The sequence below is a fragment of the Bradyrhizobium sp. WSM471 genome (genome assembly GCF_000244915.1).
Classification (GTDB): domain Bacteria; phylum Pseudomonadota; class Alphaproteobacteria; order Rhizobiales; family Xanthobacteraceae; genus Bradyrhizobium.
This window is the reverse complement of sequence record NZ_CM001442.1, coordinates 2,262,753-2,288,404: the sequence shown is the minus strand read 5'-3', so window position 1 is coordinate 2,288,404 and position 25,652 is coordinate 2,262,753. Positions and strand designations below refer to the sequence as shown.

9 protein-coding genes and 1 pseudogene are annotated in these 25,652 nt (G+C 58.8%); 1 reads left to right on the top strand and 9 read right to left on the bottom strand.

Annotated features, from left to right (window positions below; translation table 11 throughout):
* Positions 1-23: 23 nt before the first annotated feature.
* From BRA471DRAFT_RS35765 to BRA471DRAFT_RS09885, 6 genes and pseudogenes are all read right to left on the bottom strand, one after another.
* Positions 24-332, bottom strand: coding sequence for a hypothetical protein (locus BRA471DRAFT_RS35765; RefSeq protein WP_231171173.1), 309 nt, complete (start codon positions 330-332; stop codon positions 24-26).
* Positions 289-423, bottom strand: a complete 135-nt coding sequence (locus BRA471DRAFT_RS39665; protein ID WP_035974831.1) for a transposase — start codon at positions 421-423, stop codon at positions 289-291. The genes BRA471DRAFT_RS35765 and BRA471DRAFT_RS39665 overlap by 44 nt, the downstream gene beginning before the upstream one ends.
* Positions 424-1,552: 1,129 nt before the next feature.
* Positions 1,553-9,319: an Ig-like domain-containing protein gene (locus tag BRA471DRAFT_RS09900; protein WP_035973805.1), complete on the bottom strand. Its 7,767-nt coding sequence runs from the start codon at positions 9,317-9,319 to the stop codon at positions 1,553-1,555.
* Positions 9,222-12,071: an Ig-like domain-containing protein gene (locus tag BRA471DRAFT_RS39660; RefSeq protein WP_245266048.1), complete on the bottom strand. Its 2,850-nt coding sequence runs from the start codon at positions 12,069-12,071 to the stop codon at positions 9,222-9,224. Before BRA471DRAFT_RS39660 ends, BRA471DRAFT_RS09900 begins: the two co-directional genes overlap by 98 nt.
* Before the next feature lie 2,861 nt (positions 12,072-14,932).
* Positions 14,933-15,901 carry a Hint domain-containing protein gene (locus BRA471DRAFT_RS09890; protein WP_007606733.1) on the bottom strand — a complete coding sequence of 323 codons (969 nt, stop codon included), beginning with the start codon at positions 15,899-15,901 and terminating at the stop codon, positions 14,933-14,935.
* Positions 15,902-17,813: 1,912 nt separating this feature from the next.
* Positions 17,814-19,000 (bottom strand): annotated as a pseudogene (locus tag BRA471DRAFT_RS09885) (IS3 family transposase).
* 1,187 nt (positions 19,001-20,187) lie between these two features.
* Here BRA471DRAFT_RS09885 and BRA471DRAFT_RS38820 point away from each other — a divergent pair.
* The gene (locus tag BRA471DRAFT_RS38820) at positions 20,188-20,508 is read left to right on the top strand and encodes a hypothetical protein (RefSeq protein WP_198287876.1); all 321 of its coding nucleotides are present in this window, start codon (positions 20,188-20,190) and stop codon (positions 20,506-20,508) included.
* Between the two features lie 1,798 nt (positions 20,509-22,306).
* Here the strand turns inward: BRA471DRAFT_RS38820 and tnpB are convergent.
* The 3 genes from tnpB to BRA471DRAFT_RS09865 form a co-directional block, all read right to left on the bottom strand.
* Positions 22,307-22,663 (bottom strand): IS66 family insertion sequence element accessory protein TnpB, encoded by a 357-nt coding sequence (gene tnpB / locus BRA471DRAFT_RS09875; RefSeq protein WP_007606730.1) that lies wholly within the window; start codon positions 22,661-22,663, stop codon positions 22,307-22,309.
* Positions 22,660-23,112 (bottom strand): transposase, encoded by a 453-nt coding sequence (locus tag BRA471DRAFT_RS09870; RefSeq protein WP_007606729.1) that lies wholly within the window; start codon positions 23,110-23,112, stop codon positions 22,660-22,662. Before BRA471DRAFT_RS09870 ends, tnpB begins: the two co-directional genes overlap by 4 nt.
* 590 nt (positions 23,113-23,702) lie before the next feature.
* The gene (locus tag BRA471DRAFT_RS09865; protein WP_007606728.1) at positions 23,703-24,092 is read right to left on the bottom strand and encodes a hypothetical protein; all 390 of its coding nucleotides are present in this window, start codon (positions 24,090-24,092) and stop codon (positions 23,703-23,705) included.
* Positions 24,093-25,652 lie beyond the last annotated feature (1,560 nt).

The following is a 25,652-nucleotide window of genomic DNA, read 5'->3' as shown; positions in this document are numbered from 1 at the left end:
CCGGACAGTGCCCGACGGGCCGATCACCGGCTTGCCTTCAGCGCATGGACGATGGCCGCAATCATCGCCACGTCTGCGCCTCGGCCGACCCGGATAGTGACGCCTTCGGCTTCAATCTCGATGCCCCCGGCATCGCCACGGGGAGCCCGGACATCCGGCTTGGCCTTGCGTCGCGCCGTCTTGCGCTGATGGCCAGCAACCGCGACCGGTACCGTGGCGTCTACCACCCGCCGGTACAAACTGCGGATCGTCAGCCATTGGCGCGGGCTGCCGGCGCGCTTGTCGGCGCTAAGTGAACACTTGTTGTGGGAGCAGCCCGTGTCGCCGGCCAATCTCGGAAACGACCGCGCCTGGTACCAGCGTCTCCTCGACGATTCGGGCCTTGTCGTCCTTGGAGAACCAGCGACGGCGTCCCGTCTCCATGATCACTTCTAGCCGGCGCGCCGTCCCGTCCGACTTAAGCGTATGGTCAAGCATAGACACAAGCCTCTCCCTTCAAAGAGATCGTGAAACTCGCCTATCCCATGTGCCGCGAGAAAGGTGGGAGCGGAGCGACGCTTACGGCAAATGATGCCAATTTAACTGCGCAAGGTGTCGTTGGCGGCAATGGAACGGCGATAATCGACGGCAAAGAGCTGCTGCCTTCGAAGCCGCATCGAGCGCAAACGTCGTATTTGGCGTAGCCAGCAGGGGCGCTCTCTCGCTCGGAGATGCCTTTCATTTCAGCGGGACGATTTCGGGATTAAATGATTCGGACGTTATCGAGCTCAACAATTTCAATACCAGTTCTGCCATCGTCAGTTACACCCAAAATCCTGGGCAGACTAGCGGCATGCTAACAATCACAAACGGGAGCGGAAGCCGTACACCTAAACATTCTTGGTGATTGCGCTGCTGATTCTTTTAATTTTGCTTCTGATTCGCCAAGCCAAGCGGTGATCACGTACACCCATCATGATGTCATCTCGTAAAGCATTTTCACTCAATGCGAGATTGCAATAGTTCATACATCGCAGCGGTAAACGACGGGCGAATATCGATTAATGACGTCGGTTCGCATCGCGCGCGACACGCTCCACCCGCACCAAGCCTTCGTACAACTCATATCATACGGGACCGTCGTTGGATAACACCATCATATGGGCTGGAGGAACTCCCCCAATGCTCGCAACATTTGCCCTTTCGGCAAGTCTACAAAGCGCGCGTGCAACGTGATGGGCCCCTTGGAGCCGTCGAGCAGAACCCTGACCTGGCTCTTGCTCCTGCCTTTACCGGTGACGATGCCTGATTTACCAGCCAACCTCTTCCCCGCGGAGGAAGCGACGACTATCCTCTGGCCCTCGATCAGGGACTTTTCGGAGACCAATCGACCCGGCGCCATCGGCAAGTTACGATTGCGTTGGAACATACTTCACTTATCCGCCGTGAGACAAAAATAACCGCACGCATCGTACAGGGCGCGGATCTGAATGAACATTGGACCAATCGCTTCCATCGTTCTCGAAACCGCCAGCGACTTCCCTCGAAGGGTCAAGCAATTGCAATCGAGTATCTAGGTATGGAAAATGAAGTCGCTGGCGTGCACCGCCGTGGCATTGACATTCTTTAGCAGAATCGTGTCGTGACTATCGAGCGTAATCAGCGTGTCGCTTCCCTGTTGGGTTTCGGCAGGTAGCGATCCCGCGGTGAGACCGGCGAATTGCCTTACGTCAAGCCGGTCTAACCCAACGATGAAGTCGGTCACTGTGTGTTGCACGGACGGCCCCGAAGAGGTCGGCGCGAACACAAACTGGTCCGGCCCACCTGCGCCGCTGAGCGTGTCCGATCCAGTTGAAGCAAGAATTACGTCTCTTCCCGATGAGCCCTGCAGCACGGTGTTGGAGCTTGCTCCAGCTCCGTTGAAGACAAAATTGACGGTGTCCGTTGCGCCAAACCCATCAGTTACCGTCAACGTGAACTTGTCGACGAGTGGCGGTGCAGCACCTGGGTTGTAGACAGCGCCGGCCGCGAGGACGCCATTGATCGCTGTCAGGGAGCCGCTGCTGCCAGATGGAGTCACTGCACTTCCCGATCCAGCCTCTTCGGTCGTCGCGCTCAACCTGAAGCTCTCAGCCGACGCGTTCGCGTCGCTGTCCAAGACCTGCAAGCCCAATACCGTCATCGTTCCATTGGCATTGTTCACCACGCTGACCTGGTCAGTGACAATGGCTGGCGCATGGTGATTCCAGATGATCTCCGAGCCGCCCGCACCATCCGACAGGACGGAGAAATCGGAAGCGCTATAGGCCCCGACCAAATCAAAGCCTCCGCCTGTATAGCTGACATGGAGAGAACCTGAAGCGTTGATACTCACGTTCGCAGGAGCTATCCCATTGAGATCAATGGCATCTCCAGAGTCGAAACCAGTGACTGTACCGGTGAAATTGATTGGACTCCCAAGGACCAGTTTACCAGATTGGCTCGTTGCAAATTGAACATGCGCGTCTGAAGCTGCATCGAGTTGAACTGTTGCGCCATAGATGTCGACGACGCCCGCGCCAGTCATTGCGCTGGCAACTTCCAGGCTCCCGGACAGCGCCTCGATGATCCCGGTATTAACGAAGCTCGAGAGCCCAGAAATGAGCGAGGCGCCTAAGCTGTCGATCGTGCCCATATTGAATAGAACGCTTACGCCGGAGAAAGTGCTTGTTCCGTTGACAGACCAATCCGCCGAAAGTTCGTTGGTGACGATTGCGTTGTAGGCGTTAATGCCTCCGACCAAATGTCCATAGTTATCGACGACCGCCGTGCCGGTAGACGTGGTCATGGCATTCACTGCTGCCAATGTTCCGACTGAATGAGCATAGTTCGTGACGGCGACGTTTCCTCCATCGTGGCTCACTGCTGAAATGCCGTAGCGCCCGCCAAAAATCAGCGCTCCGGCCTCCGCCGTGATCGTGACCGATCCCGTGCCGTAGTTTTCGCCGCGAATGCCGTCCGTTCCTGCGGTTGCAGAAATAGACCCGTAGTCGTCGATCTGGATGTTGCCGTGAACATTATCATCGGCAACGTTCGCAACGTTGGGATTGTAGCTTGCCAAAATTCCGGCCGGCGCATCGCCTGCGGCCGTCGGGATAGAGCCGGAAGAAATAGAAGCGTAAGACAAAATAGAGATCATGCTCGTCGAAGGCACGACAAACGATCCGCTGGAAGGCGCCTTATTAATCGCGGCTATGCCGGAGCTTCCGGAATTGATGACATTCCCGACTGCGGTGGAAATGCTGATGTTCCCGGAACCGTAGTTGTTCGCTGAAATGCCGGCCCCGAAGCCGTTGGTGGGGCTGCTTCCGCCGAGCGCCGTGATCGATCCCGCCAGATCATTCACGGTCACGTCGCCAATACCGAAAGTATAGGCGCGAATGCCGTCGCCGGCAGCGGCAACGATGTTGGCGGTATTGTTAACAGTCACATCGCCGTACAGAGTGGTCAGGGGGAAGCTGGCAGGGATGGCTGTCCCCCCCAAATAGCCCGCAATGACCCCCGCGGGCGGGTTTCCCGTTCCGGTCAATCCCGTTCCCGAATTGATCGTTCCTGCCGCAGTGACGACAATTGAGCTGTTTGCAGTGGCATCGATCGAGGTCGCTTCATTGGTGGCGTTTATTCCAACGCTGCCGGCGTTGATGACACCGCCAGACGAGGTGATGATCGAGATATTTCCGCTACCCTTGGTGAAGGCGAAGATCCCGTAGCTCGTGCCAGAAGTGATTGTCGCTCCGGAATAGACGTTAACGGCGATGTTGCCTGTACTGCCGGTGGCTTCGGCGTGCGCCTCGATGCCATACTGTGCGCCGGTCACCGATGTTCCAGACGCATCGTTGACCGTTATATCCCCGTTTCCATAGTGATAGGCATTGATGCCGACGCCCGCATCGGCAACGATATTTGCATCATTGTTGACAATCACTCTGCCGTTTACGTTCAAGTTTACCGTCGCGTTCGTGCCGCCGAAAAAGCCGGCTGCAATTCCAGACGGCTGCGCGCCGCTATTTGTCAAAGTCGACTGGGAATGAATCAAACCCTGGGCGTAAATGGTGATCAGCGCGGCTGCGGACACATCGATTGAGGTTGCGAGATTTGTCGCGCTGATACCACTGCTACCTGATGTTATCACGTCGCCGCTTGCTGTTGTCACAGCAATGTCGCCGGGCCCGTAAACGGAGGCGCTGATTCCGTACGGAGCCTTTCCTGTCGCCGACGTCGCAGATGTCAGCGCCTGAATATTGACGTTGGACCCGAGATTAACGGTGACGCTGCCATTGCCGTAATTGTAGGCGTTGATACCATCACCCGCTGCTGCCGCGATGTTACTGTTGGCGTTGACGAGCACGTCGCCCCAAACGTTCGCATTGAACACGCCCGCAAGACCGGGGTTGTAGCCGGCCTGGATTCCCGAAGGCGCGCTACCGGAGTTGTTGTTGTTGCCCCCTGAGTTAATGCTCCCTAACGCCACAACGGTAACAGTGCTCGCCGCTGCCGCAGCGATCGCCGTCGCCTGGTTTGATACGTTGATACCGCTACTGCCGGAATTTATGACCGAGCCATACCCGGTCGTAACTGTGATCTTGCCAGAGCCGTAGTTAAAGGCGGCGATGCCATACTGCGATGACGTTGTGCCCGGAGTAGTTATACCCGCCGCCGTCGCTGTAATGCTCGCATTGTTGGACACAGAGATGTTGCCAACGCCGTAGTTGCTCGCGGAAATGCCGACTCCCGCTGCCGCATTGAGCGTGGCGACGTTCTCGATGGTGATGTCGCCAAACACCGTAGCATTCGGTGGGTTGGGCGGTGTCGACGGCGCACTCGTTCCTAACAGATAGGACACCGAAATCGCGCTGGTCCCAGCATTTATCGTTCCGGAAGAGGTCGAGATCGAAATCGCCCCACTACCAGCCGGCACGGAAGTACCTTGATTCTGGGCGAGGATACCGTTGGTTCCGGCGTTGATCAGTAGTCCGGGCGCCGTCGTTACGTTTATGCCGCCCAAAGTTGAAATCGCTGAAATGCCGCTGGACGTTGTGCCGGTAATCGAGCCACCAGCAACGATGTAAAGCAGACCGGCACCATTGGTGCGCGCCGCAATTCCAGTGACCTGGCCTGACACGCTGCCGTAATTGACGATGTCCGTCGACCCCGATCCGGAGTTCGTTGCGATCGCTGTGCCGGCCGTCGACGTAATGCTCCCCGCATTGATGAGGGCGATATTGGCTCCGGTCGTCGTTAAACTGACTCCCGTTCCGGAGACTGAAATTGACGACGTTTGGTTAATCTGAACCGTCGCATAATCGGCCGAGCTGCTGTCTGTGGAATTCACCGCGAAGCCAACACCGGTGCCGGAGATTGTATCGTTCGCGAGAACATAGAAAGATCCCGAAGAGGGCGCAAATGAGCGCTGCGTGGTAGTAGGAAACAGCGCCGATATTGGTATCACGACGATCTTATCCGCAGACAGCACATTGAAAGCTGTCCCGGATGCGGCGCCAATAACTTGATAAGAGTACGTTTGGGAGTGGGCGCTGTCTGTAACGGTCAATGTCGAGCCACTGATGCTGGCACTTGATACCGTCACACCACCGAGAAAATCGAGCGTGTCCCCGATCGAAAGTCCCGCAATGGTCCCGTTGAAAGCAGAGGGACTATCGAGCGTCAGCAACCCGTTGCCATTCACAAAGGTGATGGTCTGCCCGGTCGGCCCGCCCGCAACTGAGCCACCGAGTTCCAGCGCAGCATGATCGCCGATGGTGAACGCTCCCTGACCGGAAACGTTGCCGAAGACCAGAGCCGCTCCGAAAGCCAATACATTTATGGATCCGGTATTATTGACCGCGAGCGGACCCGAGGACGAAAAAATGCTGAGGCCGGACGCGTTGATGGTGCCGGCATTGTTGATCGCGTTCGTGACGCCGCCAAAGTAATTCTGCCCGTTGACGTTCCAGACGCCACCAGCATTGTTGTTGAACGAAGCAGCGCTAATATTGAATGACGCCGCGCTAAAGTTCACATTTCCGATGACACCGCCCGAATTGCTGACGGTAGCACCACCAACATTCGTGCTGTTCGGCCCATTGTAGATTCCTATGGCCGTGTTCAACCGGGTCAAGGAGAACTGCGTCGCCGCAATTGTCCCGGAGTTCGTGACCGTTGCGCCTTGGTTGCTCCAGTTATTGACCTGGATGGTCGCGTTGCTGAGAGATCCAAGCGCTACCATCACGCCGGAAGTGGCCTGCCCTCCAGCATCGTGCAGGTTACTGATCGAGATGACACCACTGCCGCCGGTCGATGGCTGCCCAGTGCCCACGACTATTCCATAGCCGGTTGGGTCCGTTACGGCGCCATGATTGGCGATCGTGACATTGCCACCTCCTTGCGCAAAAATGTTCAGGCCCGCCGAAACTGCATTAATAAGGGACGACTGTTCAAGCGTTGCGGTGATCGCTCCCGTTCCAAAATTGAAGAGACCGACACCGACTCCCGCTGCCGCGTTAATCGTAGCGCCTGTATCGATGACGACGTTCCCGTGCACGAAAGTATTGACCGTCTGGCTACCTCCGGCGTTATAGCCGCTCCAGATACCCCCGGGTTGGCCGCCACCCGTGAACATGTTGAAGGCTGAATTGATCGTTCCGAAAGCCGTTACAGATATTTGCCCTGTAATCGGATTCGATGAGGTGCCAACGGCCTGATTGCTTGCGCTGATTCCACTGCCGCCGGAATTGATGATGTCGCCGGTCGACGTCGTGACCGAAATATTTCCGCCATTACGCTCAGAAGCATCGATCGCGATGATCCCGTACAAGGCTCCGGCCGTGATCGTAGCGTTCGGGCCCACGGTGATAGTTACACTTCCGGAACTGCCGACACCGGAACTCAGCGAATAGGCCGTTATCCCGTATTGCGCACCCCAGACGTTGGTGCTGGCCTCCTCGAGTAATGTAACGGCGCCATTGCCCCAGTTGTAAGCGTTCACGCCGGTGCCAGCGTCAGCGGTCACGTTCGCAAAATTGTCGACCGAGACGATTCCATTGACGTTCGTGTTCGAAACTCCGTTCGAATAATAGCCTGCCGAAACTCCCTGAGGCTGGGATCCGCCCGGAGTAAGATGCGTGCCGGAATGGATGGTCCCGCGCGCGGTTATGCTCACGGTCGATGCGGCAGCGACACCAATCGCAGTGGCCTGGTTGATCGCCTGAACTCCGATTGAACCGGAAGTGACGATGGCGCCAGCTTCCATTGTGATCGAAACTTGACCACTTCCATAAGTCCCTGCGCTGATGCCAAAAACATCGCTTGCCGAGATCGTTGACCCCGCGCGATCGGTGATCGTGACGTTACCACTACCATAATTGTAGGCACGAATTCCGTCGCCACCAGCGGCCACGATGGAGGCGAAATTATCGATGATCACGTTGCCAAACACAGCTGGATTTACTGTGTTGGTCGTCCCTCCTTTGTAGACAGCCAAAATTCCTGCGGGTCTTGCGCCTGAACCTGTAAGAGTAGTTCCCGATTCGATGGTGCCGTTGGCGGTCACCGAGATCGTACTGGTCGTGGCGCCATTGAGTTGCGATATCGAGGCCGCCTGATTGTAAGCAAGAATGCCTGCGCTGCCGGACCTAACACTGCTGTTCGCAGCGGCCGTCACTGAAACGCTTCCCGAGGAAGCCGAGAACGCTTCAATGCCATATTGTTTTGAGCCAGTGATGCTCGCGCCACTGGCGGTCGACACGCTTACATTGCCACTGCCAAACGTGAAAGCCTTCACGCCATCATACACGCCTGAAATGGGCGGTGATGCTGGTACAGCGACAGCAACATTGCTGCTGTTGGCGGGATTGAGATTGCCAGCAACAACGCCGCTTGAGCTCTCACCGTTCACAGCTTGACTGACGACACTGCCGGTATTGCGGGCGGCGTCGATGATCCGCGCCTGGTAGGTGTAGTGGAGTGGATGTGCCGCGGCATCCACCAGGCTCCAGCTGGTCGGGGTATTTTGTAGGACGTCGATCCAAGTCGCACCGCCGTCACTGCTAATCTGGATTTTCTCTCCGACAGCGAGCACACCGTTCGTACCCGACACCGTCAGCGAGGCCGAACCTCCCGAGTTTGCAATAGCCGTGATCGCCAACGCCTCAGTTGGGCCCGTAGTATCAATCGTAAAGCTCAGCGCCGACGTCAACGAAGTGTTACCAGCCGCGTCACTAAACTGAGCCGCGACCTGCTTATTGCCGTCGGCCCCGAGGTCACCGGCCGTCACGGTAAGAGTGATCGAGCCGGCCAGAACATCGGCGGAGGTGATGACATGTGCTACAGGATGCAATAATGCCGAGCCGTTCAGCAGAAACTGAACTGTATCGCCAATTGCAACTGTCGAATCGAGCGATATCGCAATGCTTGGCGCGATGTGGGAGGTGACGTTATCGGTATTCGATTGCCCGGTGTCAGAGGCTGCCACGAGGTCCGGCGTCCCGCCAGTCGGCACAATCGTATCAACCGTCAGCGTGGTCGAGGTCGAGGCCGTATTGCCCGCCGCATCGGTCGCGATCGCCGTCACGACCAGCGGACCCTGGCCGGCAGGTGTGATCGACGTGGTCCAGTGACCGGTCGCATCGACCGTCACGGCCGCACCATTGACGGTCAGGGCCGAGCCGATCTCAGCGGTGCCGCTGACCTGGATCCCGCCGGCAGCTTCCGCGGCGTTGATGAGGTTATCTCCGCCCTCGATCGTCGTGATCGCGACCGCAGGCGCAACGGTATCAACCGTCAGCGTGGTCGAGGTCGAGACCGTATTGCCCGCCGCATCGGTCGCGATCGCCGTCACGACCAGCGGACCCTGGCCGGCAGGCGTGATCGACGTGGTCCAGTGACCGGTCGCATCGACCGTCACCGCCGCACCATTGACGGTCAGGCTCGAGCCGATCTCAGCGGTGCCGCTGACCTGGATCCCGCCGGCCGCTTCCGCGGCGTTGATGAGGTTATCTCCGCCCTCGATCGTCGTGATCGCGACCGCAGGCGCAACGGTATCAACCGTCAGCGTGGTCGAGGTCGAGGCCGTATTGCCCGCCGCATCGGTCGCGATCGCCGTCACGGCCAGCGGACCCTGGCCGGCAGGTGTGATCGACGTGGTCCAGTGACCGGTCGCATCGACCGTCACCGCCGCACCATTGACGGTCAGGGCCGAGCCGATCTCAGCGGTGCCGCTGACCTGGATCCCGCCGGCAGCTTCCGCGGCGTTGATGGAGGTTATCTCCGCCCTCGATCGTCGTGATCGCGACCGCAGGCGCAACGGTATCAACCGTCAGCGTGGTCGAGGTCGAGACCGTATTGCCCGCCGCATCGGTCGCGATCGCCGTCACGACCAGCGGACCCTGGCCGGCAGGTGTGATCGACGTGGTCCAGTGACCGGTCGCATCGACCGTCACCGCCGCACCATTGACCGTCAGGGCCGAGCCGATCTCCGCGGTGCCGCTGACCTGGATCCCGCCGGCCGCTTCCGCGGCGTTGATGAGGTTATCTCCGCCCTCGATCGTCGTGATGGCGACCGCAGGCGCCGTCGTATCCAGCGTGAAGCTCAGCGAAGCCGAGCCGGTATTGCCGAAGCTATCGGTCTGGCTTGCCACGATGGTGTGCAATCCGTCCGCCAGCCCGCTCGGCGTGAACGACCAGGCGCCTTGCGCATCGGTCGTCACCGTGGTGGCGCTGGCGACGCCGTCGATGGTGAAGTGCACCACCGTGCTGGCAAGCCCGGTGCCGCTCAGCGCCGGGCTCGTGGTGAGGTGGTCGGTCGCCGAGGAGCCGGTGTCCGAGACCAGGGCCTCGGTCACCGCCGGACCGGTGGTGCTGACCGTATAGACCACCGCGCTGCTGGTCGCGGTGTTGCCGGCCGCATCGCTGACCTGGGCCGTCAGCGAGTTGCTGCCGTTGTTCAGTGTGACCGTGGCGCTCCAGCTGCCGTTGCCCTGCACCACCGCGGTGCCGATCGTGGCCGTGCCATCAAGGATGGTGACGGTCGCGCCGGCATCGGCCACGTCGACCGTGCCGGTGATGGTCTGGCTTGCCTGGTTGGTTGGACCGCCCGTGCTGGTGATCGCGACCGCAGGCGCAACGGTATCAACCGTCAGCGTGGTCGAGGTCGAGGCCGTGTTGCCTGCCGCATCGGTCGCGATCGCCGTGACGGCCACGGCGCCCTGGCCGGCAGGCGTGATCGACGTGGTCCAGTGACCGGTCGCATCGACCGTCACCGCCGCACCATTGACGGTCAGGGCCGAGCCGATCTCAGCGGTGCCGCTGACCTGGATCCCGCCGGCAGCTTCCGCGGCGTTGATGAGGTTATCTCCGCCCTCGATCGTCGTGATCGCGACCGCAGGCGCAACGGTATCAACCGTCAGCGTGGTCGAGGTCGAGACCGTATTGCCCGCCGCATCGGTCGCGATCGCCGTCACGACCAGCGGACCCTGGCCGGCAGGTGTGATCGACGTGGTCCAGTGACCGGTCGCATCGACCGTCACCGCCGCACCATTGACGGTCAGGGCCGAGCCGATCTCAGCGGTGCCGCTGACCTGGATCCCGCCGGCAGCTTCCGCGGCGTTGATCAGGTTGTCACCGCCCTCGATCGTCGTGATGGCGACCGCAGGCGCCGTCGTATCCAGCGTGAAGCTCAGCGAAGCCGAGCCGGTATTGCCGAAGCTATCGGTCTGGCTTGCCACGATGGTGTGCAATCCGTCCGCCAGCCCGCTCGGCGTGAACGACCAGGCGCCTTGCGCATCGGTCGTCACCGTGGTGGCGCTGGCGACGCCGTCGATGGTGAAGTGCACCACCGTGCTGGCAAGCCCGGTGCCGCTCAGCGCCGGGCTCGTGGTGAGGTGGTCGGTCGCCGAGGAGCCGGTGTCCGAGACCAGGGCCTCGGTCACCGCCGGACCGGTGGTGCTGACCGTATAGACCACCGCGCTGCTGGTCGCGGTGTTGCCGGCCGCATCGCTGACCTGGGCCGTCAGCGAGTTGCTGCCGTTGTTCAGTGTGACCGTGGCGCTCCAGCTGCCGTTGCCCTGCACCACCGCGGTGCCGATCGTGGCCGTGCCATCAAGGATGGTGACGGTCGCGCCGGCATCGGCCACGTCGACCGTGCCGGTGATGGTCTGGCTTGCCTGGTTGGTTGGACCGCCCGTGCTGGTGATCGCGACCGCAGGCGCAACGGTATCAACCGTCAGCGTGGTCGAGGTCGAGGCCGTGTTGCCTGCCGCATCGGTCGCGATCGCCGTGACGGCCACGGCGCCCTGGCCGGCAGGCGTGATCGACGTGGTCCAGTGACCGGTCGCATCGACCGTCACCGCCGCACCATTGACGGTCAGGGCCGAGCCGATCTCAGCGGTGCCGCTGACCTGGATCCCGCCGGCAGCTTCCGCGGCGTTGATGAGGTTATCTCCGCCCTCGATCGTCGTGATGGCGACCGCAGGCGCCGTCGTATCCAGCGTGAAGCTCAGCGAAGCCGAGCCGGTATTGCCGAAGCTATCGGTCTGGCTTGCCACGATGGTGTGCAATCCGTCCGCCAGCCCGCTCGGCGTGAACGACCAGGCGCCTTGCGCATCGGTCGTCACCGTGGTGGCGCTGGCGACGCCGTCGATGGTGAAGTGCACCACCGTGCTGGCAAGCCCGGTGCCGCTCAGCGCCGGGCTCGTGGTGAGGTGGTCGGTCGCCGAGGAGCCGGTGTCCGAGACCAGGGCCTCGGTCACCGCCGGACCGGTGGTGCTGACCGTATAGACCACCGCGCTGCTGGTCGCGGTGTTGCCGGCCGCATCGCTGACCTGGGCCGTCAGCGAGTTGCTGCCGTTGTTCAGTGTGACCGTGGCGCTCCAGCTGCCGTTGCCCTGCACCACCGCGGTGCCGATCGTGGCCGTGCCATCAAGGATGGTGACGGTCGCGCCGGCATCGGCCACGTCGACCGTGCCGGTGATGGTCTGGCTTGCCTGGTTGGTTGGACCGCCCGTGCTGGTGATCGCGACCGTTGGGGCCGTGGTGTCCAACGTAAAAACAACGGGCACACTCGGATTGTTACTGGCGTCGGGGAAACGGGCGACGATACTGTGCGTACCATCACCTGCCAGTGTGACGGCCGTACTCCAAGCGCCGCCAGAGCCAACGGTAACTGAAGCAATCTGAGTGGTGACACCGTCATAGGTATCATACAGCGTCACCGTCGTTCCAACAAAGGCGGCACCGGCGGTTCCACTGATCGTCTGACTACCGTGGTTGATTGGGCCGCCTGTGTTGCTGATAATCACAGCTCCGAATGGCGCCACAACGGCAGCTTGCGTGGTGTCCAATGCGGGGACAAGTGGCTTCGTTGCCGACGAAGAACTTCCGGTAATCAGAGCGAGCGTTACCGTGGGTGGAGTGATCGATCCGCCACTAACCTGTCCCTTCACGTCGTCTACAATAACGGTAGTCGAGGCCTCGGTGGGTGACGGTGGGGGACTGCCAGCGAACTTTTGTAGAGACTTAGTGTCGACGTCGCCTCGCTTGCCGTCGCTGGGCGGCGGAGTATTCGGAGCCAGCTGCTTTCCAATGTCGTAGGTCGTCAACACCTGCTGAAACGCGCTGAACTCCTGCGCAACCTGGCTCTGGCTTTTGCTGATAACTTGGGTGACGACTTCGAGATTGGCGGTCGGCGTTATGCTTAGCGAAGGGCCGTCGCTGGTAACGATCCCGATTGAATCTCCCGCAACACAGGCGCCTTGAAGTACACTCCCTGGAACGCATTTGAAGACCTGTACCGAATGGATCTGACCATCGTGCTGATCCGCAACAGAGATTGAGACCTGGCCGTCCACTGAATCGACGTTGAGAAGGACTGCCGTGCCGCGGATTCCGATAACGGCACTCGGGGTCGCAACCTGCATGTCACCCGTCTTGGCAACCTGACCAGCGACGAAACTGACCGCACCTTGCATAAGTGTGAACAGAGAATGGTTCGAGCCATTGGTCAGACTGACCAAGGTGCCATTCGCATTATTCTGACCGTCATATCCCAAGTCGTTCAACATGAACCGTGCGTTAGCGCTCAAGTTGAATGTTGAGCCGTCGATCAGAACCAGACCAATTGTCGAGCCACTTCCTGTCTGCACAACGTCGTTTTGATAGACGACGTCCCCATTATTTGCCTCGATAGTAACGCCATTGCGAACGATGCTGGCGCTTCCCGTTACTGTTGCAACATGGCCGATCACCTTGACAGCCGACGCCGCATTTCCCGCGGCTTGAGCGAGGGTTTGATAACCAGTTAGCGCTTCGACAACTCTCGCATCGACTAGCGCGCCGTCTCTTGAGACCAGCGAAGGACGTTTTTCGCCGTGAAAGTAACCTTGGATTGTGAGGCGGTGGTCAGAATCCGAAATAACTAGATCTCGCCCCGACCGTGCGTACGCGCCAGAGAACAGGAGATGCGCGTCGGAAATGGTTACCGTATCGGCTGAGCCGTGAGCCGATGAACTTATGGACCCCCAGACTAACTCGGCCCCGGCGTCGAACATCGGTTGCAATGGGGTATTCAAATCGCCCCCCAAACAGAAATCTGTAAAAATCAATTTAATCTTACTAGCATCTGCTCAATTGTCTGAAAAGAGGTTTTGTTCTAATGCTAATTGTTTGGACCCCGGCGATCGTTCGGCCTGCGGCGATGATCCCAGCGTTTCACTAGCGCGCAGATTCTGCGTGGGGGAGAACCAGGCCAGTGGATCAGTGCTTCGTCCAGGCGGATACACCCCGGGATCCACTCGCACGGTGCAACCTGGAACATCCATCCCTTGGATCTATTCGAGATCCGCCACCAACTTCGTGCAGGCGCGCAACCGGCATTCCAATCGCCACATTCTTGTAGCGCGTCTGTGCAGCATTTATCACTTACAGGAAGTGCGCGACCCGAGCGAACGAGAGCGAATCCGCAAAGCTGCTCAAGTCGCCCTTCGAGATCCAGCTGGAAATTAGGACCGCTCAACTGCTGGAGCGGCGTTAATTAAAAAACTAAATCTGTCGGATTTAAAAGACGGAACAACGAATAAGTCAAGACAGTCAGGGACGGTGATCTATTAGTCCGCCTCGTGACGATTGAAGGCGCAACTTCAACTGACGCGCGCCGTCTAAAATCGGCGGCATCGCTGCCTCAGTAAATTGCTCTGCTGACGACTTCCTCCATTCGGGAAGGCGCACGTCAGGCGCAAATAGCTCTGACACCAGCGACTTCGATTACCGACGATGACTTCGCACGAGATGATACGATTATACCACTGGCTCTGTCTCGGGAGGACCTACGCACTGCACCCTGCTCTGCCCTTAAAACTCGGGCTCGAAGCTCTTGCAGTTCGGCAAATTGTGAGTTGAGAGCCCCAACGAGTTGCCTCAGAAGAACGATACGATCGCGCTGACCGCGCTCACTCATGATACGCCCCCTCAAATAATGGGACTTTCCAAAAATCAAATCACCTAACGCCAGATCGACAGCTGAAACGGACGCTTCAATTGGGTCCGACGGACTATAGCAAAGGTTCACATGAAAGATGTGACATAGTAGGCGTCGATGTGCAGGTGCACCCCGATGCCCCGGCCGTGATAATCTTACACATGGGGCGGGGAGCATTGCTCACCTCCGCGCCCAACTAAGAGAACATGATCGCTTCTGCGTTTTCATCATGCGACGTCCCCACACAAGACTACCGGCTCTGGCCGTTTTCGTTCGGGCCTGAGGGCAATACGCCACCGCCGATAACAACACCGACCAATGGCTCGGCGAGTTGGAACCAAATGTGTGTTGACGTGCCGGGCCGGACGATCCCAAATTCTGAACACTGCTATCACAAAGAGGCAAAAAAAGAGGCGACTTAAAGCCGCCTCTTTGTGACCTGCCGCACTACGCAACAGATTGCGCGTCCTGCGGCATATCGGTTTGAGCTCTTGCAGCCAGCGCAATGCGAATGCTGACTGGTACCTGACGGTGCGATTTTGCGCGAGGGTACGGCAACTCGCTAACCGGCTTGCCGTTTGGATAGAGCGCTACATGCTCGGCCCAATTGTCGAAGCCAAGACGATCAACGTTGTCGATGAACGTCTCCGCTGGGGTATTTTCTGCAATGATCAACGAATGATCTTCCACCTCGACGTGATAGTAGACGAACGTCGATGGGACCGCGGTCTCTCGCGCGATCGAAGCGCCATTCACAAGCGCGCCAGCTTGGATGAGCGTGCCGTCCACCAACAGCGCGTGATCGGGAGAGACCAATAAGTCTCGGGACGGCACATTGTCGGCCAAAGCTCCTGCCCGAACGCGGATCGGCAGCGACCGCATTTTATCGGCAAAGACGGTCGATACCGTCTGAATGCCGACCCAATCGACTGGGACTGTGCGTCCATCATGAGTCAGCACGAGCTCGCCACGCTTGAGTGCTTCTACAGCCACATCACCCTGGGGCGTCCGGATCAGCGTACCGCTGTAGAAGCAGAATGTGACCTCGGCAGTTGTGTCGACATTCGTCAGCCTGCCGTGTTGGCCGTTCAAATTGCCGGAATACGCGGTATCCGTCAGGAAGAAATAGTTACCGTGGTTGTCCTGGATAATGATGCCGTTATGGCCAGCGAGATCCGCAGTCGCGATGAAGGTATATTTGTTGCCGTTGCTCAGCGAGCCGCTTGCGACGTCGCCGATTTTGACCTTGTCGCCGTGATCGAGCGGATCATTTCCGGACTGGTCTACCGCCTTGACCCCGACCGCGACCGGGTTGACGCCAGGTGACGAGGAATCAGCATCGACGAGTTTAAATGTTCCGCCCGTCTTTACCAACTCGTACGCGAAATTAAATTCCTCACTCGTTTTTGCAGCCATCGCGATAACCTCGGAAATCCAATATTTACCCTAGCCCAAGTTCCTCATAACGGATTGCCAACGCCGTTGATATACGGCGAAACAAAATAACTGTAACTTGAGATATATTGAGCAAATGAATTTACGATCTTTCCACTGGTCATCAGGGCTAGGCGGGGACAGCAGTGCTGAGTGGCTGGCAGACGCAGCTCAGGGCGCCGCTGCCACAGCAGCGAAGGTCCGCAGCGGAACAACAGATTCGGGCCACAACGAAAGATTGCTCAAACATAACGGCGGGCTACTCGGCTCACTGGCGCAGAGGTTTGGGCCCCAAGCTACTTTTAGCCGGGACTGGATTTACGTAATCGTTTGACTTGCGTGAGATACACTGGTCGAACCGGCCGCCCGGCGGGGCGGCCCTTTCTTCTGCCGACCCCTTCGCCCAACCTAAACAGGCTCATCTTAAAGGAGATGGCGTATTCAGTCGCACATGGAGCATCGGCAAAGACATCACTTCACCAATTGTGCGAAAGATTTCCCACTCGTTTTGTTTGTTCGGCCCCGCTGTTTTTGAAAGCGCTGCAAGCGAGCGTAAACCGCCTGCCGCGTGCGGCCCAGCTGTTCGCCGACCTCCCCAGCCGACGCGCCACCGCTAAAGAGGAGAAGCAGTTTGGCTTCCTCGTCTGGCAGCCATGGACGCGTCAAAGTTCGATTGTTCGTCATGATCGGTTACAGCGTTCGCAGACTTAGGCGCGCGGCGGTGCAGGCCGCCGCGGTGCATCAGGAGTTCGGGCCGGCCGTTCGACCCGCGGCGGCTCTGGTATGCGGCTACGCTCAGGCTCACGATTGCCGCGCACCATCCACGCCGCTAGACGCGCATAGCTTCGCCTCAGAGCCGGTGCAAACCAAGCCGATACCTCTTCGTGATCCATGCCGCGAAAGAATGTCTTCAAATCATTTAAAAAGACTTGCCGTGTTTTCCCGGACGCGTAACTGCTCTTCAATAGTGCGATGCGAAAGGATGGTCATGATGGAAACAGACCGCTGGCTTGAAGCCATACTGCAAGACGTCCGCCGTCGCGCAAAGCACAATCTTCACTCAGCATCACCGGAAACATCTTGGCCTTCTCGCGATCGCGATTGGGTGCTCGGTTCGAAGCTGCCGAACGTGCCAAAGTGACGGCTGTCCTCCTCCGAAATAATTGGTTCGAACAGCGCTCCACCAAGGCTGGCCTCGAATATCGCATGACTGAGGTAGGTCTGGCAGAGCTTAGCCGACCGCGATAACCGCAGGGCGGGTCGGAACGACAACAAGCTCGCGGGCTACGGATCTTGGATGCGTACCCTGGTCATGTCCTCTCGGCAAAGAGCTGATTTACCCTTCAAGGTCAATGAGGTCCCAAGGGCTCGATAGTGGTTCAGGCGAATTCGGCCGATCACTGATGTGCAAAACTCCTCGCGCTCGTCCTACCGTCATTCGAAGAGAGGGGAATTCAGATGATTACACTCAAAGCGTTTGTACTCGCCCTTGGTGCCGGGATCGCATTTTGGAATTGTTCGGGCGACTTCGGCTACGACGTGGCACTGGCGACCGCCGCCTGCCTGCCATAACTTTTCGACGACAGGAACCCGCCTTGAAGGCAACCTACATCGGACTGGTAGTGCGAAGCCCGCCAGATCAAACCGGCAGCAGCTCAACATAAACGCTCTTGCTCTAGCCGTCTTGGCACGCGATGTCCAAGCTGTCGCAAGCGATGGCGAAAGCCTGTTTTGCCTTAGCTTCTTCGAAGCAAAATTTGGTTCCGACCTTCCGCTCGATCGGTCCACCAGACGGTTCTCGTATCTTTGGCGATGCTCCAGCAGCACGCACAGTCAGGCAATGTTCGTTTGTCATCAAGCCTCCGGAAAATTGGAGTGACCTGCCCCTGAAGTTTCACGCAGTAGCGGTTAGAGTCTCGGCGGATGTTACGCCGTTTGGCGCGGTGTTAGCAACGTGCGATCGGCGGAGCTGGTCGGGGTTGCGCAGCCGATCGCACGTTGCGGTGAGGTAGGCGGCATAGGCCGCAGGGGCCAGATAGCCGAGCGAGGAATGCGGGCGTTGGCCGTTGTAGTCGCCGACCCAATCCGCAATCTTGGCGCGGGCGTGATCGAGGCCGAAGAACAAGGTTTCGTTGAGAAGCTCGTCCCGCATCCGGCCGTTGAAGCTTTCACAGAAGCCGTTCTGCATCGGCTTGCCCGGCGCAATGAAGTGCCAGTCGATGTTGTTCTCCTTCGACCAGGCCAGCATGGCATTGCAGGTGAACTCGGTGCCGTTGTCGGAGACGATCATGCCCGGCTTGCCGCGCTGATTGATCAGCGCCGTCAGTTCGCGTGCCACCCGCCGCCCCGGGATCGAGGTGTCGGGGATGGCCGCCAGACATTCCCGGGTCACGTATCGACGATATTCAGGACCCGGAAGCGACGGCCGCTGGCGAACTGGTCGTGGACAAATCCAGCGACCACCGGGCGTTCGGCCGAGCCTCGAGCAGTATCGGCGCTCGGGTGCCCACGGCGCGGCGGCGGGCTCGGCGCTTGCGCACGCTGAGGCCTTCCTCTCGATACAGACGGTAGATCCGGTTCCGCCCGGACGGCTCGCCCTGCTGGCGAAGCAGCACGAACAGCCGGCGGTAGCCGAACCGCCGACGGGCATTAGCAAGCTCGCGCAAGTGGCCGCGTAGTTCGGTGTCCGGCGGTCGGCACGATCGGTAGCGAACCATCTTGCGGTCAGCGCCGACGATGCCGCAGGCCCGCCGCCTCCGACAGACCCATGACGGCCTGCAGGTGCGCGACGGCTTCGCGCTTGGCGACGGGCCCTACCATTTTTTTGACAAAAGCTCGCGTAGCGCTGCAGCATCCAGCATCTGCTCGGCCAGCAGCTTCTTCAGCTTGGCGTTCTCCGTCCTCGAGTTGCCGCAACCGCTTGGCATCGGAGACGTCCAGACCGCCGAACTTCGCCTTCCAATTGTACAGCGTCGCTTCAGAGACGCCATGCTTCCGCGCCAAATCGGCAGCCTTCGCACCTGCCTCATGCTCACGCAGCACGCCAATAATCTGCTCTTCCGTAAACCTGGCTCGCTTCATCTGTCCGTCCTTCAGAAGGCCGGACTCTAACTTCAACTGGAGGAAATCGGCAGGGGCAGGTCAACAGTTGAACAAGACGCAGTCTGGGGCAGACTGCGGCCCGCGCATTGTCAAAAAATCCGGGTGAAAGGGGTCTAGGTGCAAAGCCAGCCCATTGTGCAAACAAAATGCTGTTCCATTACAGGAGCTTAAATTTTGCGGCCTTCGTGCACATAGGGAGGCCCGCTAAAACTACCGAGGTAGGCGACTTCCGCTTCCTGAGCAAGGCCGCGCAAACCCCCAGGGCCGCTTCCCGTTAGATTTTGGACCCGTTTGAAGGGCGGTTTGCAACATCAAGTTCGAAGCGATCCGGCGCGGGGAATTGCCGATCCCGCATCGTCTGCCGAAGGCTGAATAGGCCGGAAAGGCCGGGCGAAGCAGCGGAATGATTATGTGAGGCGGGCAACAATTGCCAAAGCTAAGCCGCAGCCGAAGTCACACGAACAATTCCAAAACAAATCTCCGTACCTTGGGCGAGCACAAATGCTTTGAGTGCAATTATATGAAGACCCTCTCGTCCAGTGAGGGCGAGGATGAGCCATGATCGTTTCCAGGCAGCTTCAAGGGGACGGGGCGATTGGTTTCGTTCACCGAGCCGTTTATTCCCCTACTTCCATTAGGCGGCGCCGTTTGCCTCGGTATTGCAACCAACCGCAGCTCTCGACAGTACACCCTTTTCAAGTGCCTTCTTATAGGAGATAAACTTTGGCCTAGGTTATGCAGCTTGGCTTAGTATCCAGCAGCCAAGCTGTTGTTGGCACCTCAACGTTTCCCCAGAAACCGCTCATGCAACGTGATGGGGCCCTTTGAGCCGTCGAGAAGAACCCTGACCCGTGTGCGCGTTGCACCTGTCCCAAGAACCACGCCACGTTTACCGGCTAGTCGCGGGCCAGCGTCGGCCTGCACGACGATTAACTGGCCGGCGGACAACGGCGTCATTGCCGACGAGTCCAAGCTGGAAGAAGTTTGCAGCCTCGAATGGCGATCACCCATCGATTGCGCTCTCATAACCAGCATCGCCGCCGCTCCTACCAGCTGGACAGCGCGGCGCTTACCCAAAATGGCGAAGATCTGTTAGCGGGGCCGCTTCGCGTGCTCGTAGGCCACCGCTCCCGTCTGGTCGCTTCGATTCGCTCGCGATCAGCACAATGGCGAGCAATCGCAACTATCGAGCTCGACGGCGTCTCACCAGCCAATACACGCCATATCCTATCGCGAGAAGAGGAAGGCCGGCGCCTGCAATCGGTCCGGGCGCTCCCCGGATTTGGCCGGGCGCGTTGGAGCAATTCCCGTTGCCATTGCAGGCGCTCGCTGTCGGCGAACCCGTCATCAGAATAAAAGTCAAAACGGCCGCAGAGGGTAAGGACAAGGTCAGCTTTTTCATTTGTATCTTGCTCCACGCCACCCGCCAAGGGAAGGAAATATCTAAACTCCACGAATTTAAACAAGAGCTGTCCAAGATTAAATGATTAAACAACGACTGATCTTTTTCAGCGGAACCCAAATCCGCGACCGCATTACTATGAAGACCCGGCGAAGAACGACTTGTCGAAAGTTCGCACTACAACAGATGATCGTTGGGCTGAAATCAGTCGGCGGTTGTTCGACCCACGATACAGCCGTGTACGACGCTACCCGACCGATGGCAACAAGCAGTGGATCGGGCGCATCGGGACCCGCCGCGCCATCATAAGCCTTAACATGGACCAGCTTCTTCGGAGCCGATGGTTCCTTGAGCCGAAGTGGCCCCACAAGCCGGCGATTGTGACCTTCGCCGCACCCGATTTCGTTCGTGCCATGTTCGTGACGTGTCGTCGGGAGGCGTCGCCATCTTTCTCCAAGACTAAGGGTCATACCGAAAGAGTTTGAGCTGCTGATTGACGGAGTGCCTGCGATGACGCTCTGCAAAATGGTCTGGCGCCGCGATGCCTTTGTAGGCGCCAAGTTTACGGTCCGCGAGGCTTGCTAATAGTGTTACAGCGTAGTTGCCGTACAGGGATACCCTGATGTGGCTTGCGCGTCCGCCGGCGAACCGGATGCTTGACGCATTTGCGAAATCCCGTGTTTCGCGTCACAACGGCTTCGGGACGCGGAGCTTAGCGCTCCGCTCTGGGCTGTTCTCGACCTCGCGGTTCACTTCCGGACCAGCGTCAACCTCATGCCGGTCAGCATGGTGTAGGCAAGGCGTCGCCAGATCAGGTTCATCAGCACTAACATGATCGCATCCTCTCACTTGAGACGTGGCTTAGGTTCGGTCCGATTTGTTTCAGGGCGACTTCGCCAGCAGAGGATATGGCTTCTTCGGGGAGGCGAGGCCGCGTTTAAACCGCCGCTTCATCACTGAGGGCAGTGTCGCCGAAGCGCCTGCAGGTTAGATTAGATAATAATGGGGATAAAATATGCGGTTTAATATTCAAATTGCCATAAGCGAACAATAACGCTCGCGTGGTGAACCTTACAGTTCCCCTCACCGACACAAATTTAAGCAACGCATGCTATGCTGAAAGTGGTCACGGCCGCCCCGTGACCGGGCGGCCGTGTCCTGAGCGTCCTCAACCTACCCCAAGCGAAGTGCACGGCCGCCACCTGTTATCAACGTTTGCAAAGCACTGCAACCGACAGGAAGTCCCTTGGGAAGCAGTTGGACGCCACACGGCGAGTGAAGGCGCAATGACGCACGAAGCCGCGGTAGGGCCGATAGCGGGCGCAACCGTTGCTGCAAGTCCTCAGCTGATTGTCGAGGTAAGATTGACGCCCGTTGTTCTTCGACTGTGCACGCCTGAGCTCGTTCACTCCAGGCCGGGAGAGACGAACGTGTTCATTTGAATGTTAGTCATTCTCATCGGTGTCAGTGTCGCAATTCTGATCGCCCACACGATCGATGCAATACGCTCCTGAAGCGGGACGGGTTCACACCTGTGAACGCACGCCGTCGCAGCCGGCGTCACCCCTCGCGGAAGGTGGGCCGCCAGCTTTCCAGCCAGTATCCACTGGCGGCCCGTGCCAATCGAAAATTCTGGCCTTGCGTGGTCAGACGACTGGCGAAGTGATACTGCTTCGCAGTCACCCGACCCCGCAAGCGCTTGGTGCAATTAACGTAACGAGGCGAGGTTACCGGCCGCTCCTTCGAGCGGCACTATGGCCAGCCGGTAGGATCAAAGCACCAGAGAGCGGCGCAAGATCAGCGAGCGCCCCTCAGTCGACATTACACCATGCATCGCGGCATCCCGCGAGCGCGACATGCATACTGATTCACTGTGCCGCAGTTCAACTCGCCTGGATCGGCGACGGTGTCTCGCGCGCGGCGTGGACGCGCTTCCAGTCCAATCCTTCGAGCAAGGCTGACAGCTGCGCCGCGGTCAGGCGAATGACGCCGTCTTGCACGTTGGGCCAGCAGAACGAACCGGTCTCAAGCCGCTTGGCGAACAGGCACACACCCGTACCGTCCCAATAGATCAGCTTCACCCGGTCGGCGCGCTTGGCGCGGAACACATACACGGCGCCGGAGAACGGATCGGCCTGGATGCTCTCACGCACCAGGGCCGCGAGCCCTTCGGCACCCTTGCGGAAGTCGACCGGCCTGGTCGCCACCATCACCCGCACCGCGCCCGTCGGACCGATCACGTGCAAGTCTTCAGCGCATGGATCACCGCCGCAACCGTCGCGGCATCCGCGCCGCGGCCGACCCGGACGGCGACGCCGTTGATCTCGAGCTCGATGATGCCACTGTTCTCGGCGCCCTCGGGCGCCCTCCGGAGGCGTCGGCGCTGCCGCCGTGAGCGCTCCGGCGGAGTGGACGGTGGGGTAACGACAGCGGGCACGAACGTCTGCGGCTCGGGTCCCACAGGGATCGCAACCGGCTGTCGCATTTGCCGGCGCCACGTAAACAGCTGTTGCGGCGACAATCCGTGCCGCCGCGCGACCTCCGATACCACGGCTCCCGGGGCCAGCGTCTCCTCGACAAACCGCGCCTTGTCGTCGGCTGAGAACTGCCGGCGTCGGCCGCTCTCCGTGATGACCTCGACCCGACGAACCGAGGCCCTAGGCTCAAGCATATGGTCAAGCTTAGACACAAGCCGATCTCCAATCAGAGATCGATCATTCCTCGCTCGACGCCTTCAATGGAAGGTGGGACCGCAACAGCGCTTACCATTGGACCATGGCGCTAGATGGATCGTTTAACACTCACAAAGCTCGCCCCCGCTGCTGCAACGGTCACCTCGGTGGGCGGACTACGTTGAGACCTCTCTGCGTGATGCGGTACTCAGTGCCATCAGGCGTTTCACGACGCTCGATCCATCCGTTTAGCAGAAGCGCTTTCTTTGTTCGTGGTGGGTCAGGCATCTTGGATGCGTGCGTCCATTTTGCATGCCGGAGGAGATCCAGGAATTGACGATGGCGCCGATTAAATATCTCCTCGGGAGTAGCCTCAGCGGCGCGATGATAACGGCGCACCTCTTCAAGGATCGGTTCGAGCGATCCCCATTCAGTCATGTACAACTCATTTGGTTCAAATTTTTTATGTAATACTCTTACTTCGACTAATTATCTCTTGTTCTAATTCGCAGAATTGCACACGAAACCCCACGGCATTGTCTATTGATCTGCCGACTTTACCAGCGAAGCTTCGCCTTGTGTCAAAGCCGTGCGCCAGACCGTCGGCCTAGCGAACGTTGGGTTTAGGTAGCCGTTCGGGATGGAAGTGTGTTGGGTTGATCTTCCAGTCCGGTCGCTTTTTCTCCTCTTGGACGGGCATCAGGGTTGTCTGAAAAAACAGCCCCCCAACCTCGCCAGAGCACGAAGCGTAGTTCGAAGCGGCCGTGCCCGTCAGCTTGATTTCGACTTCGTCAGCACCGAAAACGTTTTGCTGTCCATCAGCGTGTCGGCACGTCGTCAGCGTTGCCGCAAATCGTGTTCCGGCGATCTGATACGTTCCGCCGTAACTCATGACTGTATCGCCACCTGTGATAACGCCGTTCCTCAGATGAACACGGCCGGTGCCCGAACCGCGCTCGGTCTGAAACCATGCCATATATTCGCCGTCTTTAAGCATGTGTTCGCCTCGCTCAAAGCGCAATAAAGCCGAGCATCGGACCAAGAGAGCGGCGAAAGTATTACAAAACCATGAATGATCCAACAGAGCGGGAGGTCATCGGCGTGGGCGCCGGCGTGCAGGCGCTCTATCGGCTTGCTAGAACGACGCGAAGACGCCGGGCGCCGACGATTTCGAAGAGGAAGGCGGCTATGAAGCTTTTGCAAGCCAGCAGAGCCCACCGGCGCCCTCGCAGCGCGCGAAGCAAAACCAGGACGTCCAGGTAAGGCTAACAGCGAGGAACAGCCACTTTAGCGGAGGGTTTTTGGTGGAAGAGCCTCCGTTTCGTTTGCGGGCTTGTGATGAAGATCGGAGCCGCCCATCATTCCTCTGCAAGCTGGGACGCGTCCGAGGCGCATCTCGGCAGGTAGGAGCGCGAAGTTGCCAACGTCCTATCCGTGGGACGACTAGAGAGGCGCGGAACAGGGCTGCCTGCCCGAGCGGCTTCAACCGATGTATCTTGTAGCGGGCCAAGCGGATGATTGGCGCGTCTCTGCAAGATCGTTGGTTAAAAAGGTTCCCATTTGGCAGCATGACGACATAGGACATCTTTGTTACCTCGATACTGACAACCTTGAGATACCAGACAGACCCGACGAGGCTTGTCGGATTTTGACAGCCGCCCGTAATAATCCGGGAATGCAGCCCGCGATATAAATCGCTAAGATTTACTACCGCTCCAAGTTGCGGGAACGCGCGCACGCCCTTTCGCGTTATCGCAGCTAGGTGACCCATGTCGATCTTTTCGATTTTGGCAGGATGGATCAGCTTCAACGTAGCTGTTGCCGTTGCGTTGACCCTCCGAAGCCCGGTTCGACGCAAGCCCGTGTTGCAGCCTTGCGTTTTTTACTTAGTCGCGCGAGCAGAAAATTACTAACGGCTCTGCTTCACGGATTCTCTTCTTTCGGCATTGTGAGCCCTTCTGGCTTCAATCACCCTAGTCCGAAAGCCGATAGCATTCGAGCCAGCCCTAACAGAGACGCTCGCTCAGCACTTCCATGACGCGCACCAGAGCTGCGTCGGCTATTAGGGGATTGCGGGAAGCTGTCGCGTTTCAATATCCTCGCTCTGTGAATGCTCTCGAGAGATGAATCAAGCGGGCGTAGAGCACCCTTATTATGATAGCCCGCGAAAGGACAACAGAACTGGGTTCGTTCTGCCAAATTCAGCAATTTGTGCTCTCCCCGCCCGACTAGCTTTCTTCTTAGCGCGGCGTACGCACGTCGCGTGTAGCGCTCCAGCCAACCAAGGAATCCACGGCTCCTGGAATTTCGTCCAAACCGTCATTCTTTAGAGCTTCTTCAATGCCTTTGAGAACGACCACGCGAACACGGTCGCCCCGATGAAGAGCAGTCGAACGCTCGTAAGAGGCAACGCCGCCCGGCGATGGAGCCGCCAGCAAAGGCGCAGCGCATTCATTCGGGAACGCGCTTCGCCTTCCCGCGCAAAGGCCGGGGCGTCGCCCGCTCCCGCAGGTTTCGCGTTTGTCGGAGGTTACGACCATGCCCCAATCTTGATGCA